General features: G+C 46.2%; 15 protein-coding genes. 2 read left to right on the plus strand and 13 right to left on the minus strand.

The window, feature by feature from the left end; all coding sequences use genetic code 11:
* Nucleotides 1–26: 26 nt before the first annotated feature.
* The 6 genes from BLU03_RS02510 to BLU03_RS02535 all read right to left on the minus strand — a co-directional run bounded on the left by BLU03_RS02510 (nucleotide 27) and on the right by BLU03_RS02535 (nucleotide 6,050).
* The gene (locus BLU03_RS02510) at nucleotides 27–692 is read right to left on the minus strand and encodes a response regulator transcription factor (RefSeq protein WP_076569228.1); all 666 of its coding nucleotides are present in this window, start codon (nucleotides 690–692) and stop codon (nucleotides 27–29) included.
* Nucleotides 685–2,067 carry a sensor histidine kinase gene (locus tag BLU03_RS02515; protein WP_093105362.1) on the minus strand — a complete coding sequence of 461 codons (1,383 nt, stop codon included), beginning with the start codon at nucleotides 2,065–2,067 and terminating at the stop codon, nucleotides 685–687. The genes BLU03_RS02510 and BLU03_RS02515 overlap by 8 nt, the downstream gene beginning before the upstream one ends.
* A 78-nt stretch (nucleotides 2,068–2,145) precedes the next feature.
* Nucleotides 2,146–3,102, minus strand: a complete 957-nt coding sequence (locus BLU03_RS02520; RefSeq protein ID WP_084193818.1) for a F510_1955 family glycosylhydrolase — start codon at nucleotides 3,100–3,102, stop codon at nucleotides 2,146–2,148.
* 129 nt (nucleotides 3,103–3,231) lie between these two features.
* Complete coding sequence (locus BLU03_RS02525) at nucleotides 3,232–5,247, minus strand: heavy metal translocating P-type ATPase (protein ID WP_245698689.1); 2,016 nt, start codon at nucleotides 5,245–5,247, stop codon at nucleotides 3,232–3,234.
* A 76-nt stretch (nucleotides 5,248–5,323) separates the two neighbouring features.
* Nucleotides 5,324–5,566: an SHOCT domain-containing protein gene (locus BLU03_RS02530; RefSeq protein ID WP_245698676.1), complete on the minus strand. Its 243-nt coding sequence runs from the start codon at nucleotides 5,564–5,566 to the stop codon at nucleotides 5,324–5,326.
* A 157-nt stretch (nucleotides 5,567–5,723) separates the two neighbouring features.
* Nucleotides 5,724–6,050: a four-helix bundle copper-binding protein gene (locus BLU03_RS02535; protein ID WP_008589988.1), complete on the minus strand. Its 327-nt coding sequence runs from the start codon at nucleotides 6,048–6,050 to the stop codon at nucleotides 5,724–5,726.
* A 198-nt stretch (nucleotides 6,051–6,248) separates the two neighbouring features.
* Between BLU03_RS02535 and BLU03_RS02540 the strand changes: the two genes are divergently transcribed.
* Nucleotides 6,249–6,431: a YjzC family protein gene (locus BLU03_RS02540; RefSeq protein WP_008589990.1), complete on the plus strand. Its 183-nt coding sequence runs from the start codon at nucleotides 6,249–6,251 to the stop codon at nucleotides 6,429–6,431.
* A 90-nt stretch (nucleotides 6,432–6,521) separates the two neighbouring features.
* Complete coding sequence (locus BLU03_RS02545) at nucleotides 6,522–8,237, plus strand: pyruvate oxidase (protein WP_093105367.1); 1,716 nt, start codon at nucleotides 6,522–6,524, stop codon at nucleotides 8,235–8,237.
* Nucleotides 8,238–8,417: 180 nt separating this feature from the next.
* On the opposite strand, the gene menA is transcribed toward BLU03_RS02545, so the two are convergent.
* From menA to BLU03_RS02580, 7 genes are all read right to left on the minus strand, one after another.
* A complete protein-coding gene (gene menA / locus BLU03_RS02550) occupies nucleotides 8,418–9,350 on the minus strand; it encodes a 1,4-dihydroxy-2-naphthoate octaprenyltransferase (protein WP_176765383.1) in 933 nt (310 codons plus the stop codon).
* A 175-nt stretch (nucleotides 9,351–9,525) separates the two neighbouring features.
* Nucleotides 9,526–10,533 carry a FecCD family ABC transporter permease gene (locus BLU03_RS02555; protein ID WP_093105373.1) on the minus strand — a complete coding sequence of 336 codons (1,008 nt, stop codon included), beginning with the start codon at nucleotides 10,531–10,533 and terminating at the stop codon, nucleotides 9,526–9,528.
* The gene (locus tag BLU03_RS02560) at nucleotides 10,530–11,513 is read right to left on the minus strand and encodes a FecCD family ABC transporter permease (protein ID WP_076569214.1); all 984 of its coding nucleotides are present in this window, start codon (nucleotides 11,511–11,513) and stop codon (nucleotides 10,530–10,532) included. Before BLU03_RS02560 ends, BLU03_RS02555 begins: the two co-directional genes overlap by 4 nt.
* 118 nt (nucleotides 11,514–11,631) lie before the next feature.
* Entirely contained in the window at nucleotides 11,632–12,576 is a 945-nt protein-coding gene (locus BLU03_RS02565) for an iron-hydroxamate ABC transporter substrate-binding protein (RefSeq protein WP_093105376.1), read from the minus strand.
* Nucleotides 12,527–13,372 (minus strand): ABC transporter ATP-binding protein, encoded by an 846-nt coding sequence (locus BLU03_RS02570; RefSeq protein WP_093105379.1) that lies wholly within the window; start codon nucleotides 13,370–13,372, stop codon nucleotides 12,527–12,529. Before BLU03_RS02570 ends, BLU03_RS02565 begins: the two co-directional genes overlap by 50 nt.
* A 144-nt stretch (nucleotides 13,373–13,516) precedes the next feature.
* Complete coding sequence (locus tag BLU03_RS02575; protein WP_008590006.1) at nucleotides 13,517–14,530, minus strand: ABC transporter permease; 1,014 nt, start codon at nucleotides 14,528–14,530, stop codon at nucleotides 13,517–13,519.
* Nucleotides 14,527–15,234 carry an ABC transporter ATP-binding protein gene (locus BLU03_RS02580; protein WP_008590008.1) on the minus strand — a complete coding sequence of 236 codons (708 nt, stop codon included), beginning with the start codon at nucleotides 15,232–15,234 and terminating at the stop codon, nucleotides 14,527–14,529. Before BLU03_RS02580 ends, BLU03_RS02575 begins: the two co-directional genes overlap by 4 nt.
* Between the last annotated feature and the right edge of the window lie 34 nt (nucleotides 15,235–15,268).

Here is a 15,268-nt window from a genome sequence, read left to right on the forward strand (position 1 = left end):
CCTTCAGAGGAAAGGTTGTTGTTCTATTATTTTATCCATTTATACCCTACTCCCCACACGGTCTTCAGATGATCGTCGACGGGAAACCCGGCTTTTCTTATCTTTTCCCTTACATTACGCATGTGAGAATCCACAGTACGGCCTCCCGTATCCGAATCCACCCCCCAGACAAGATCCAGAAGATCATTACGATCATAAACGTGGTTAGGTCGTTTTAGCAGAAGACCTATTATTTGAAATTCTTTAGGAGTAAGCACGATCGCTTCTTTTCCATACGATAACTCGTAGTTTTCTTCCTTCCAGATTAAACCATTCATCTCTATGGAAGCCGGTGTGTTCCTCCGAAGAAGCGTTTCGATGCGGGCGACCAGTATATCTTCATCGAATGGTTTCGTAACGTAATCGTCTGCTCCTATCTTCAGTCCTTTCACTACATCTTCTTTCTGATCCTTTGCTGTCAGCATAAGTACAGGAAGATCGCTGAAAGTCCGGAGTCTCCGACACGTCTCAAAACCGTCCATCCCTTCCATCATGATATCGAGAAGAACAAGATCAAATGGCCTCTCCCGCAACATCCGGAGCGCCTCCTGGCCGCTTGAAACTTTCGTAATCTCGTACCCGTGAGGACGGAGATACAGTTCCAAAAGATTCAGCATCCGTTCCTCGTCATCAACCATTAGAAGTTTAGCCATAGTTTTTTTCCTCCGGTAATTTAATAAGTATTGATAATCCGTTATCATTGAAAGCCTGGACCGTACCTTCATGTTTCTCTATAATTTCCTTCACGATCGAAAGGCCGAGCCCACTGCCTCCATATTTCCGAGATCTCGCTTTTTCCACACGATACAGTCTTTCAAACAGATAAGGCAGAGTTTCTTCCGGAACTCCGGGCCCATTATCCGCTACAAGAATATGTACCTCTCCCCGGATGACAGTGACGTTTATTTCGACTTGAGGGCTTTCGAAACCATAAAAAACAGAATTGTTCAGCAGATTGTAAAAAACCTGTTTTAATCGCACAGCGTCTCCGTAAACGAAAACTTCTTCCGGGACGGAAATAGAGAGCCCGGCTTGCCTTTCTTCAAAAAGAGGCTGCATCTGACTTCGTACATCCACGAGGAGGGTGGTGAGTTCTATCACGGAAGGATCGATAACGAACGAATTTTCTTCCATTTTTGCAAGTTGAAACAATTGCTGCACAAGGGAAGTCAAGTGGTATATCTCTTCCCTTATAATAGCAAGATACTCTACCCGTTCCTCATTACTCGTGCCTTTTCTCGAAGCCACTTCGGCATAGCCTTTAATGTAAGTAAGAGGAGTCCTCAATTCGTGAGCTATTGAAGAAAGGAAGTTATTGCGATCTTTTTTCAGACGTTCAAGGTCTTCGGAAAGGCTATTTATAGACACAGCAAGCGAGCCGAGTTCATCGTTGTGCCTCTCATCAAGTTTACGATCCGCTTTCCCTGCACTCAGTTTTTCGGTCACCTGCTGCATTCGGATAAGCGGTCGGGTGATGATCTGGGATAAAGCAAAAACGACTACGAGGGTAACGGCTCCTATCAGCAACATTACCAGTAAAAACTGCTCGGAGAGGTGAGTGAGCGTATCTCTGATCGTCCCTGAAGGAGAGAACATAAATACTTCACCCTTGTGGACGCCATCTACAAATATCGGAGAGACGGTAGCTACATAAGGCAGTTCCGCCCATTTTTCCTCTATAATCCGATCTTCATTATCTTTCACAGGGGCAATATCCCGGACCACGCTACTCTGAAATTCTACGTCTTCCTCTGAGGAACGACCTTTGATGTTTCCATTTTCATCTGTAATGATAACGTCTGTAGAGGCTTCCGATTCCATCAGTACGACGTGCTCAAGTGTAGTGGAATCGTAGTTGTTTTCGAGTACGTCCCTGTGACCGGCCCCGCGGGCGAGGAGCCCTTCCATCACTTCCGAAACCCTGTGGTTTGATATCGTAATATAAAGAATGAAGAACAAAGCTATTTCAATAACGAGCATCAGTACAAAAAACAACAAACCCAGTTTTACCGATAATTTTCCCCTCATATAAGTTCTCCACACCCCTGTATATCTTCGAAAACAGCTTTATTCATATTCCTGTGGCAGTTCCGCGGAACAGTCCTTTTAGCGGGTAACCGTCCCTTCTTCAAGAAATTGTTTCCACGTCTCCCCTTCTTCTTCCGTACTGTAACTGCTTCCATTCATTGTATATATTACTATAACATCCTCCCCGGGAGAGAGAGCAGAATACAGTACTGCATCTTCTCCAAATTCAGGCAAAGGTACCGTTTGCATTTCTTCGGAAGCAAGTCCGTATTTTTTAAAAGCGGCACCATTCTGCAGTAAACCGAAGTATAAGCTGTTTTCCGTAAAAGTAAGACCGGAAGCCTGACCTTTTTCAGAAATTCTATTGAACGTCTCCCCCGCATCTTCACTTAAAAACACCCCGGTTTTCGCTGCGGCAGCCACCACTTTTTCCCGGGTAGGATGGACTGCCAACTGAAACAGATCTTCCGGAAGATTTTCAGCTCGAAACGGTTCAAATGTCTCTCCTTTATCAAAACTGCGATAAAAGCCTGTGTCAAGTTCCTCGTCCGGTCTGTCATTCATCAGATAAACCGCTTCATTCACATATCCGACTCCGAGCAGATGAAAGTCACTTTCTCCCTGGAAGCCAAGGTTATCAAGGCCTTCTTCCCCGGCTCTTCCTTTTTGAAGACCGACAGGATTAGGCAGATCCGATGTTTCTCCCGGGTGGCCGGAGACATACATTCCTCCTTTAACGGCGTTAAATCCCATATAATCGTTTTTATGGTAGGGAGTTTCCCACCATTGTCCTTCCCTGTAGATTTTCAACCCCTCGTGGGATGCAAATGTCACACCGTCTACATCCGTGTAGCCTAAACCGTGAACATGTTCCACAGTACCCTCAAATTTTTCTAGCTCCCCCTGCTCTGATTGGTCTTTTTCACTTTTGCTGTTTTCCGTTTCTGATATCCCTTCTTTCGTTTCTTCCCCTCCGCAGGCCGAAAGAATGAATGTCAGTCCTAAAGCAGTCAGAAATGCAGTGATTTTTTTCATAAACTTTCCCTTCTCCCATCTTTGATTATAGTTCGAAAACCTATGTTACCTTCATACACTATACAGGGAGCCTGGGGATCTCTCCCCAGGCTCTCTTGAATACCTTTCCATTCTATATACCACCTGACTCTATTGTGGTGCTTTCATCATTTTGGCATTAACAGCTACGACTACCGTACTCAGACTCATAAGGACCGCCCCGATCGCCGGACTGAGCAAAATACCTATAGGGGCAAGCACTCCGGCAGCCAACGGGATAGCGAAAATGTTATACCCGGCAGCCCACCACAAGTTCTGCACCATTTTCCGGTACGTATTCTTCGAGAGAGAAACTATCGAGACAATATCTTTTGGATCACTCTTCACAAGAACAATATCGGCCGTTTCTACCGCCACATCGGTACCACTTCCGATAGCGATACCCACGTCAGCTGTGGCAAGAGCGGGCGCATCATTAATACCGTCACCGGTCATTGCTACTCTCAATCCTTTTTCCTGAATTTCCTTCACTTTTTCCGCTTTATGATCCGGCATTACTTCTGCATGGACTTCATCTATTCCGATTTGTCCGGCCACCCAGTCAGCCACTTTACGGTTATCTCCGGTAAGCATAACCGAACGTATCCCCTGTTCTTTGAGATCCGCCACGGCATCTTTCGCTGATTCTCGTACCATATCGGCAAGAGCGATCATTCCTTTGTATTCTTCATCTACGAGCACGAATACTACAGTCTTTCCTTCTTCCGACATACGTCCAAAAGCTTTCGTATCGTATTCAATTCCATACTCCCTCATATAGCCCGGGCTCATAACCTGGACTTTCCTTCCTTTTACCTGACCACTGAGACCGCGTCCGGTCACCGATTCGAAATCCTCTGCGTTCTCAAGTGTGATGTCGCGCTTTTCGGCTTCGCCGACTATCCCCTGGGCGAGAGGATGCTCGGATTTCTGTTCAATACTTGCCGCCCAGTACAGGACCTCTTCTTCTTCCGTACCATTCGCTATCACTTCCGTAACACCGAATTCTCCTTTTGTCAGCGTACCCGTCTTATCGAAAATAACAGCATCAACGTTTCTGGCATTTTCAAATTGAGTACGGTTTCTTATAAGGAGACCGTGCTTGGCGGAAATGGAAGTGGACACAGCGACTACCAGAGGTGCTGCCAGGCCAAGAGCGTGCGGGCAGGTAATAACCATTACAGTAACCATACGTTCTATCGCCATATCTATCGGATTTCCAAGTGCCAACCAGACTGCAAATGTTGCAATCCCCGCACCGAGTGCCAGGTAGAACAGCCACTTGGCAGCACGGTTCGCAAAATCCTGAGCCCGTGATTTTGAATTCTGTGCTTCTTCCACAAGTGTAATTACTTGTGACAGGTATGAATCTTCTCCCAGTTTTTTCACTTCAATCGTCAGGCTGCCTTCTTTGTTGATAGACCCTCCGATAACTTCTTCCTCCGTACCTTTTTCGACAGGGACGGATTCTCCGGTGAGCATCGATTCATCTATGGCTGATTTTCCTTCAATTATCGTACCGTCCACCGGCACTTTCTCCCCCGGTTTTACCAGGACATGATCTCCATGGTCAAGCTGCCCCACTTTTATATCTTCCGTTGAACCATCTTCATTTACTTTATGGGCCTTGTCGGGCATCAGTTTCACAAGTTCCTCAAGAGCATTCGAAGCTCCCATCACTGATTTCATCTCGATCCAGTGACCGAGAAGCATGACGTCGATCAGGGTAGCCAGTTCCCAGAAGAAGTTTCGACCTTCAAAACCGAAAACGACCATAGAACTGTACACGTATGCTACAACGATAGCAAGCCCGATCAGCATCATCATACCAGGACTCTTATTCTTTCCCTCATCGATAGCTCCTGTTATGAAGGGCCATCCCCCGTAGAAGAAAATAAGAGTGGCAAGTCCGAACAGCACGTACTTATCAAAAGGAAATGTAATACTGAAGCCAAGAAAATCCTGGATCATCGGTGATAACAGTAAAATAGGCAGTGTAATAATGAGTGAGATGTAAAACCGTTTTTTGAAGTCTTCCACCATGGCTCCGTGGTCATGGCCGGAGTGATCGTGACTATGCTCTTCCCCACCGCTGTCATGTTCATGATGCTTATGCTCTTCATTCATGGAATCGTGGTTATGTGCAGTCAATCCTCTCTCCCCTTTCCGTGCGAATTTTTGGTAACTATTTTTCTCAGAGACACTACTCGTCCAGTTTCTTCTTCAACCTGTCATACTCGTCCTCGGAGATTTCTCCCCGGGCCAGCCGGGATTTTAATATGTCCTCATGATTACGTCCGGAGGTCTGATCATCGTCGCTTCTCTTCCCGGAAGGCTTTACCATCCAGACCACAATAAGAATTACAGCTATAATCAAAAGCAGAAAAATCAGCCCGAGTCCAAAAAAGCCTCCCCCCATACCGTATCCGTTCATCATTCCACCCATACTTCACACTCCTTTCCTGTTTTAAGAGACTTTTATATGAAATTTATAACTTTACCCATTAATACTTTACCTGCCTTTTGTGCAGAATTTATGAATATTTCCATTTAATCTAAAAAAGACCGGCCAGGGACCGATCTTTTTCTGGTATATATTTTGTTCAGGCAATTTTACGGCATTCTTCCGCGCACTTACGACAAGCCTCAGCGCATTTCTGACAATGATCGTGATCGTGTTTTGCACATTCTTCTGCACAATCATCACATATTTTCGCACATACGGAAGCAAGTTCGGAAATATAAGGTGAATTTCTTGAGATAGCTGCTTCGAGATATCCACACATGTCTGCACATTCGCGATCCAGACGGATGCACCCCGCCATCATCTTCACATCGTCTTCCTTCAGACAGGAATCGAAACAGTAGTTGCAGGCTTCCATACATTCATGAAGAGCTTTCATTGCGTTTTCGTACTGCTTTTCAGCCATTCGTTATTCCTCCTTAAATTAAATTCAGAGCACTTATGGAGAGGCTCTATGAACTTTTATAACCTTACTTTGTGCAGAAATTGTGAAGATTGAATATTTTTTATTTCATTTCCATTACATTTTATCTGTTGGAGTTTTAACTTCTCCGGGTAAGGAAATTTGAAAACAAAGGAAATTTTAAGGAGGTAATAGAAAGACATGAGTAAGGAAACACGGTACAAAACCGGAGAAAAAGCACCACTGCCCGGCACTTATAAAATCGACGGGCTGGTAAATGGTTATGTTTGTGAAGACAATGCCATGGTCGAAATGGCCCTCGGGGACACATTTCCCCCGGCGCCTTCCGAACAGGAAGCCGCCTATTGGGTGAAAGCCTCATAAAGTAAAGCCCCCCTCAGCGCAGGGGGTTCTTCGTTTATAAACCTTTCTTCAGGGAATGAACAGTTACAGAAGACGAAAAGGAGAGATTAAATGAGTAAAAGGACAGGAGAAATAATGACCCGCCAGCTTCTGGACTGGGGAGTGAAACATATTTACGGACTTCCTGGGGACTCTATCAATGAGTTGATTGATGATATAAGAAAGGAAGATGAGCTCGGGTTTATACAGGTAAGACATGAAGAAACCGGATCACTTGCCGCTTCGGCAGAAGCGAAACTGACTGGCAATCTGGGCGTCTGCCTTTCTATTACTGGTCCTGGAGCCATTCATTTGCTGAACGGACTTTATGATGCAAGGGGGGACCACGCTCCGGTTCTTGCCATTGTGGGACAGGTGACCAGCACCTCTGTAGGGACAGATGCTTTTCAGGAAATCAATTTGGAACGTATGTTTGAAGACGTAGCCGTATTCAATAAACGTGCTGAGTCCGCAGAACAAATTCCCGACCTGCTGAACCGGGCTATCCGCACTGCTTATACAGAGAAGGGGGTCTCCGTTTTAATTGTTCCCGACGATCTATTTGCCGAAAAACAGAAAGAGGAAGGACATCTTACCGCTCCAGGTTATTTCCGGCCTAACATGGCTCCGGTTCAGGAAGATATGAATAAAGCCAGGAAACTTATAGAACAGGCAGAAAAACCCGTTATTCTGGCTGGTAAAGGAGCGAGGGGCGCTCAGGAAGAGCTTCTTTCTTTTGCTGAAAAAGTTTCTTCACCTATTATACTGAGTTTACACGGCAAAGGGCTTATCCCGGATAATCATCCCTACTGTTTAGGACACCATGGACAAATAGGTACGAAACCCGCCTACCACGCCATGAAAGAAACGGATCTTCTCATTCTCCTCGGTACCCAGTTCCCTTATCCGGAGTTTCTTCCAGAAGGCGTGCCCGGTATTCAGATAGACAATAAGCCTGAAAATATCGGAAAGTATTATCCCGTTACCGCAGGACTGGCCGGTGATGCTAAAGACACGCTTCATAAACTGACGTCTTCTCTGACCGGCACGAAAGATGCCGCCTATCTGAAGAAACAGCAGGAGAGGATGAATGAGTGGCGTATCGCCCTGCAAAAAGAGAAACGCGAAGAGAAAACTCCTATTCAGGCTCCTCAGGTAATGTACCAGATAGAAAAGAACATGAAACCGGGAGCGGTGGTTTCAACGGATGTAGGTAACGTTACCGTATGGACCTCCCGTTTTCTGCCGTTTATCGATCAGAAATTCCTGGTGTCCGGTCAGTTGGCAACTATGGGAGCCGGCCTCCCGGGAGCTATTGCTTCACAGATCACACACCCCGATAAGCAGGTACTCGCTATTTGTGGAGACGGAGGTTTCTCCATGGCTATGCAGGATTTCGTTACAGCCGTGAAGTATCAGCTTCCGATAAAAGTAATTGTGTTGAACAATGAGAAAATTGGTATGATCAAATACGAACAGCAGCAAATGGGACACTTGAACGCAGAGACGGACCTCGGTTCCATGAACTTTGCTAAATTTGCAGAAAGCTGCGGAGGGGAAGGATATCGTATTGAAACATTCGAAGAGATGGAGACGAAAATGCAGCAGGCGTTCATCTCCGACAAGCCTGCAGTCATAGATGTTTGTATTGAGGATATGGCACCGCTCCCGGGTCATATTGATTACGCTTCGGCCGTGAATTACTCTCAATATATCATCAAGAACTTCTTCGAGACCGGAACGATGGACCTTCCCGACATGAAAAAGGCTGTAAAAAGAATGTTTTGACACGTAAAAAAAAACGGCCAGAATCGTTGTTTAATTTAAAAATAGATCTACTGGAAAAACGAATCTTTTTTGCTCTCTTTCCTTCGAGCTTATTCATTTATTAAAAAATAGACACAAATACCGGATTTCAAATCCTTCGGTGTTTGTGTCTATTTATATTTTTCTTCGGCTCTTCTCCACTCAATGTACAACTATCCCTACGAGTAATCCGGCTATAAACAAAAATCCGAAACTCCAGTGGTGGAGGGCCGCCTGCTTCATCACTGCTATTTCTTTCTCCCTCGTCCCACTACGCCCGAATGCCCGGGGTAGCTTAAAAGCCAGAAAAACGGCCGGGAGAGCGAGCAGAATAAATGGAGTCGCAGCATTCGAAATTGCCATCCACAACAATACAACGTAAGGGAGAACGGCCAGAATCGAAAGCGTTCTCGTCACTCTTTTCTTCCCTAATCTGACTGCAATCGTCCTCCTGTGCTGTTCGTCCTTTTTGATATCACGCACGTTGTTAGTCAGAATCATCATACTGATCAGCAGACCGAAAATTACTGCCGTAGCTGTAGCAGCATAGTTTATGCTTCCTGTCTGAACAGCGTATCCCAGGAGAGTCGTAGCTACTCCTAGGAAAAGAAAAGCGGTGCATTCTCCAAATCCTAGAGACGCAAGAGACCTGTTGCCGGCAGAATAAAAAATCGCTGCAGTGATACCGGCTGTACCTACGATTATTACCCACCAGCCTACGGAAAAGGCGAGCCATAAACCGATCGCTACGGATACCGCCAGCAGGATTCTGACCACTACCGGTATCCGGGAGTGTGCAGGACCTTCTTTCCCCTTACCTGTTGCTTCCCTCCAGCGTTCCCTGTCCTGACCTCCTTTGAAATCAAAATAATCATTCAGCATATTTGCACTTATTTGAATAAGAAGAGTGGCTGTTAGAAGCGCCAGCATAATGTCCACTCGAAATGCTCCATCCCCGGCTGCCAAAATGCTCCCTGCCAGCACCGGCGCTATTGTACCGCTCCATGTCAGGGGTCTGCTCAATTGCAGCCACGTACCTTTGTATATGTAATTGTCCTGTCCAGACCGTAAAGCCTGGTACTCGTATTCACTCATAGTTGCCCCTCCTTTCTCTTTCATTACCCTAATTGGCATGAAGAGAAAACGGAAAGTTCCAGTTGAGTAAATTAATTCCATCTTCAAAATGCAAAAACCCGACCGACTTTACCGACATCGATCGGGCTTTCCAAATTTTCTTCGAGGCTTCCCTGTACTTATTCAAACGTCCTTCCTATTTTCTTGTAAGAAGGTATATAAAGTATGGAGCTCCGATCAGAGCCGTCATGACCCCGGCCGGAAGACCGTCCGGTTCAAGAACGTTCCGCCCGATTGTGTCTGCCATGAGCAGGAGCCAGCCTCCGAGCAGAAGAGTCAGAGGCATATACAGTTGTGTTCTCGGACCAATGAGAGTTTTTGCCAGGTGAGGAGCCATCAGGCCTATAAAAGATATACCTCCGGTTACAGAAACTGCGGAAGCGGCCAGAGCTACTGCTGCCATAAGCATCGAGAATCTCTCTTTTCCGAGCGGGAGACCCAGTTCAATACTCACAGGCTCCGAGAGGTTCAGTATATTCATTCTGTTCGCTTTATAAAAAGTAAAGGGTATTAAAAGCAGAAGCCATGGGAGCAGTGCCAATATAAAGGGCCAGTCCGCTCCCCATATATCTCCGGCAAGCCATTGGGAAATGAAGTTAACTTTTTCTCTTTCCGCTGATGATATCAGAATAATCATCAGTCCCGAGAGTGCCATGGAGAACCCGACACCGACCAGAATCAGTCGAATCGGCTGGAATCCTGCCCGTCTGTCGAACGAAAACAGATAAATGGCAACCGCTGTCGCAAGCGCCCCCAGAAATGCCACTGCCGGTAACAGGTAAATGAAGCTGCCCGGTTCAAGTGGAGCAAACAGAAAGAACAGAGCTACTGCCGCTCCGGCCCCTGCATTAATACCGATAATACCGGGATCTGCCAGATCATTTCTGGACAGGGACTGTAAAATGGCACCGGACAGGGCAAGCGCCATACCAGCAAGCACCGTAACGATTATTCGTGGCAGCCGTACTTGAAAGAAAACGAAATTCTCTTTGAAAGTACCTTCGCCGGCTATTACGGAAGGAAGCCTTGCAAACGGTACCGAGGAATAGCCGAGAGCCATGCCGAGCAGTGCTGTAATGATGATCAGCGCACTGAAAACTGTCAGGTAAATTTTGAATTTGCGCAGTACGGATGGATGGATCATGTGAAACTCTGCCCCTTTCTTTGTACAATAAATAAGAAAAAGGGCAGGCCTATGAAGGAAACGATTGCTGCGACCGGCGTTTCATAGGGAGCATTCACCGTACGGGCGAGCGTATCGGCAATCAGCATAAAACCGGCTCCGATTATGGCGGAGGCCGGAAGCACGTTCCGGTAATCGTGCCCGATGAGCGGGCGGACAATGTGAGGAATCATAAGACCGAGAAATGCCATATTTCCTACAAGAGCTACTGCTGCTCCTGCAAGAAGTACTATAATGACAAACAATGCCCATTTGACTCTTGTTACTCTTTGACCGAGGCCGATAGCAAGTTCCTCATTCAGACTCATAATCGTTAAATGTTTCGCAAAAAACATAGCGACGAAAATTCCCAGCAGTACAATGGGAGCAAGAATCTGCACCTGTCCCCAGCTCGTTCCGGACAGTCCTCCGGCCGTCCACATGGAGACATCTTTGGATATCTTGAACATCAGGCTTACCCCTTCGGCTATTCCGAATAGAAATGCAGAAATCGCCGCTCCGGCCAGAACAATTCTGAAGGGGGAGAACCCGCCTTTATTCATAGTACCCACACCGAAGACGAGAGCCATACCGACACCTGCCCCAATAAAAGAACCGAAAGTGATTCCCAGATAATTTGCATCCGGGAAGAAAGCATAGGTAAAAGCAAGAGCTGCGTTTGCTCCTGCAGTTAAACCGAGCAGCCCCGGGTCGGCAAGAGGGTTTCTGGTCAGCCCCTGCATGATAGCCCCTGACACGGAGAGTGCCGCACCGACAAGCATAGCGGCCACTTCCCGAGGCAGACGGATTTCTCTGAGAATCAGCGCCGTACCCTCTAAAGAAGATCCTGTTATTGAAAGCCAAGCTTCTTTTAAACCGGAGTCAGCAGCGCCAAAGGTCATCGCTATAAAAAAAGATATGAGCATCAAGACGACGCTTGAAATCCACGTCACAATTCGCATATTTGTCCCAACTTTTCTGTATTAGTTCTACTTGTTACCCGGTAATTCAAAGACTAAAGAACAGATGACCCGGCCCGATCATCTGTTCCAAAGTCCGAACTATTGCACGGGAAATCCTTTATTTCTCTCCAAGAAATTTCTCTTTGAAGAAATCGAGTTGATATTCCAGAGAAATAGCGTCATTAAAGTAGAATTTTTTCGCATCCGCTTCATAAACGTTACCGTTCTTAACAGCCGGTATCGACTGATAAGTTTCCGTCTGTTCAAACGAAGTTTCATTATCGGAATTTTTACTGAAAATAATATAGTCACCAGCATATTCAGGCAGCACTTCGGGGGAGATAGCGTAAAATCCCGATTCCATTGCCATTTCTTTTACTTTTTCAGGCATTTTAAGTCCCATTTCCTGATAGAGAATTTCTGTACCGCGGGCCCAATTATCACCGAATACGTACAATTCCTTTTCAAAATTCTCGATGACGGTCACCGTAGCGTCTTCTCCTATTTTTTCTTTGATCTTTTCACCGGTCTCTTTGGCCTCAGCCTTGAATTCATCCACCCATTTCCGGGCTTCCTTCTCTTTGCCCAGGAGTTTTCCGATTTCCACGTGCTGCTCCAGATAACCGAGTTCTCCATAAGTATATGTAACGGTCGGAGCAATTTCCTTCAGCTGGCTTACGTTTTCAGTGCTCGCAAGCCCTACAATCAGATCCGGGTCGAGTTCGATAATTTTTTCGAGGTTATCGGCGGATACTTCTTCCACACCTTCAAGCTGACCTTCGAAGTTCGGATTCATTTTTGACCATGAATCGACTCCGACTACGTTTCCATCCAATTTCAGAACATTCCCTGCATAAGTGGAAAGTACGACGATACGTTCAGGATTCTCAGGAACTTTTACTTCCTCTCCATTTTCGTTTTCATACGTACGCATGGAAGAACTTTCGGAAGACGATTCTCCCCCCTGCTCTTTCTCCCCGGAGCTTTCCTTATTTTCTCCTGAACTGCAGGCACTAAGCGCGACGAGCGCCATCAACAGAAGCATCAGTATTATTTTTTTCAATGGTATTCTCTCCTCTGGATAAATTGTAAGTAAAGCAAATCGGCTTTCCTGTTCTGGGTTCCGGCACGACATCTGCTTCAATGTTGAATACGTCCCGGAGCGTTTCAGCCTGGATGACAAAATGAGCATTCCCTGACTTAACAACTTTTCCGTCTTTCAGTGCGATGATATTATCCGCAAAGCGGGCGGCCTGGTTTATATCATGCAGGACCATTACGATTGTCCGCCCTTCCTCCCTGTTAAGCCGTTCCAGAAGCTCGAGCACTTCGAGCTGGTGCGCCATATCGAGATACGTCGTCGGTTCATCCAGCAGAATCGTCTCCGTTTCCTGAGCCAGAGCCATCGCTATCCACACTCGCTGACGCTGACCTCCCGACAAGTTGTCTATGCCGTCATACTTGTAAGCGAGCACACCTGTCATCTCGAGGGACCAGTCAATAACTTCATGGTCTTTCTTCGAAAGCTTTCCGAATCCCTTCTGGTGGGGAAACCTTCCGTAAGAGACCAGTTCTCCTACCGTAAGCCCCGGAGCCCCTTCGGGAGACTGCGGCAAAATGGCCATTCGCTTTGCCAGTTCCCGGGTCGGGTATTTACTGATATTTTTACCATCGAGGGTTATCGCTCCCCCTTTAGCAGGAAGAATCCGGGCGATGGTCTTCAAAAGAGTCGATTTCCCGCAGCCGTTTCCCCCTATAATTGTAGTAATCTGACCACTCGGAATATCTACGTTCATATCCTCGATTATATTAACGTCGCTATAACCTGCGTCCAGGTTATTAATGTGCATATGGCCCACAGCCAGGCACTCCTTTCGATGAAGCGATGAGAATGATTATCAACGATAATGATAATACTTCAGGTCGATAAAGTCAATAAACCTGAAATATATTTCATTTCCTTTTCTTCCTGTTCCGAATATGTTTTCGTAAAAAAGACGCCATCAAAGATTACGGTGGCGCCTTAAGGCTTTGACATTCAAGAGTGTGAAAATAGCGAAGAACATAAGGAGCATAAAGACCTGCCATTGAAGATCACCGAGATTTTCATTTCTGAGCATGATCCCACGCAGAGCTTCCGCACCATAGGTAAGAGGCATCAATTTGCCGAGCACCTGCACCCAGCTGCTTAATCCTTCTATCGGGAAAAGTCCCGAGAAAAATAGCTGAGGTACGATAACAAGGGGTATGAACTGGATCATCTGAAATTCATTTTTCGCATATGTGGACAACAAAGTACCGAGACTGAGAGCAGTAAGGGCAAGAAGCATCGTAATAAACAATACCATCCACATCTCACCGACCATGTACATATCCAGCACATATACTGAATAGAGAACAATCAGAACAGATTGCAGGAGCGTAAATAATCCAAACCCGAGCAAATATCCTCCCACCAGCTCGTACCTTTGGATTGGCGTGGCCAGGACCCTTTCGAGAGTACCCTGGGTCCGTTCCCGGAGAAAAGAAACTCCCCCTACGAGAAATACAAAGAAGAATATAAAGAATCCGATAAGTACAGGACCGGTGTAATCAAAGAAATTCATGTCCTCTGAACCATGCCAATATTGAATACTCACTGCTTCTTTTCTATCTACTCCCATCGCCTCCTGAATAGAGGTACGTATCATTTGATGGTCTGTCGGGTCCGAACCTTCAAGAATTAACAGAGGTCTATTTTCATCCCACTTAAGTAAAGCATCGATCTCCGCATCATTCAGCTGTTTTTGTGCTGTCTTTTCGTCGAGGATTGATACTTCCATTTTTCCGGAAGCCAGCTGTTCGTAGATTTGTTCCGGTGCTTCCACCACAGCCACTTCAGCCGTCCGGCTGTCATTATCGAGTACAAGCCATAAGAGGGATAATATAAGTCCAGGCGCCACTACCATCAGGGCCACACTCCGCTTATCTCTCAGGAATTGGCGTAAAATCCTTTTGGCTACAATAAGAATGTTCAAGCTTCCTCACCTCCGAAATGAAGGAATACATCCTCGAGAGTCTGGGTATGATATTCTCTCTTCCATGCATCCGGGCTTCCCGCAGCTATTACTTTCCCCCCACGCAGCATTGCCAGCCGGCCACATTTCTCGGCTTCTTCCATCGAGTGAGTAGTGATCAGAATAGTCGTCCCCTGTTCTTTCAACCGGTAAAATTCCTTCCAGATGCTGCGGCGTACTACAGGGTCAAGTCCCGTGGTCGGCTCATCCAGTATCAGAATTTCCGGATCGTGAACCATCGCTATCGCCAAGGATAATCTTCGTCGCATCCCCCCGGAAAAAGAGCCGACGGAACGGTTTCTGTATTCCAGTAGTCCGGTAATACGAAGTACATATTTCATTCTTTCTTTTTTTTGTTTTCTGAGATAGAAGGAAGAAAAGAAATCAAGATTTTCCCAGGCGGTCAGTTCGTAATAAAGAGCATTTTCCTGAGCCATATAACCGTACCGTTTCATAAGCGAACGTTTCGGCATTCGCTGGTTCCTCAGCTTCACTTCCCCCTCCTGAGGGATGATCAATCCCGTCATAATGCGCACGAGTGTCGTCTTTCCGGATCCTGAGGGGCCCAGTAATCCGAATATTTCCCCGCGATCGATGAATATGTCGACATCCTCCAGCACTTTTTCTTTTCCGAATTTATGTGTTATTCCATTCAGTTCAATCATTTCGATACCCCCCTTCCTTTATTTTAACTTCTTT

It is taken from the genome of Salimicrobium album (genome assembly GCF_900107115.1).
GTDB classification, from domain to species: domain Bacteria; phylum Bacillota; class Bacilli; order Bacillales; family Halobacillaceae; genus Salimicrobium; species Salimicrobium album.

Bases quoted from the DNA above. Each gene is read 5' to 3' on its own strand.
- BLU03_RS02510 (WP_076569228.1), bottom strand. From the start codon at position 692: ATGGCTAAACTTCTAATGGTTGATGACGAGGAACGGATGCTGAATCTT.
- BLU03_RS02515 (WP_093105362.1), bottom strand. From the start codon at position 2,067: ATGAGGGGAAAATTATCGGTAAAACTGGGTTTGTTGTTTTTTGTACTG.
- BLU03_RS02520 (WP_084193818.1), bottom strand. From the start codon at position 3,102: ATGAAAAAAATCACTGCATTTCTGACTGCTTTAGGACTGACATTCATT.
- BLU03_RS02525 (WP_245698689.1), bottom strand. From the start codon at position 5,247: ATGAATGAAGAGCATAAGCATCATGAACATGACAGCGGTGGGGAAGAG.
- BLU03_RS02530 (WP_245698676.1), bottom strand. From the start codon at position 5,566: ATGGGTGGAATGATGAACGGATACGGTATGGGGGGAGGCTTTTTTGGA.
- BLU03_RS02535 (WP_008589988.1), bottom strand. From the start codon at position 6,050: ATGGCTGAAAAGCAGTACGAAAACGCAATGAAAGCTCTTCATGAATGT.
- BLU03_RS02540 (WP_008589990.1), top strand. From the start codon at position 6,249: ATGAGTAAGGAAACACGGTACAAAACCGGAGAAAAAGCACCACTGCCC.
- BLU03_RS02545 (WP_093105367.1), top strand. From the start codon at position 6,522: ATGAGTAAAAGGACAGGAGAAATAATGACCCGCCAGCTTCTGGACTGG.
- menA (WP_176765383.1), bottom strand. From the start codon at position 9,350: ATGAGTGAATACGAGTACCAGGCTTTACGGTCTGGACAGGACAATTAC.
- BLU03_RS02555 (WP_093105373.1), bottom strand. From the start codon at position 10,533: ATGATCCATCCATCCGTACTGCGCAAATTCAAAATTTACCTGACAGTT.
- BLU03_RS02560 (WP_076569214.1), bottom strand. From the start codon at position 11,513: ATGCGAATTGTGACGTGGATTTCAAGCGTCGTCTTGATGCTCATATCT.
- BLU03_RS02580 (WP_008590008.1), bottom strand. From the start codon at position 15,234: ATGATTGAACTGAATGGAATAACACATAAATTCGGAAAAGAAAAAGTG.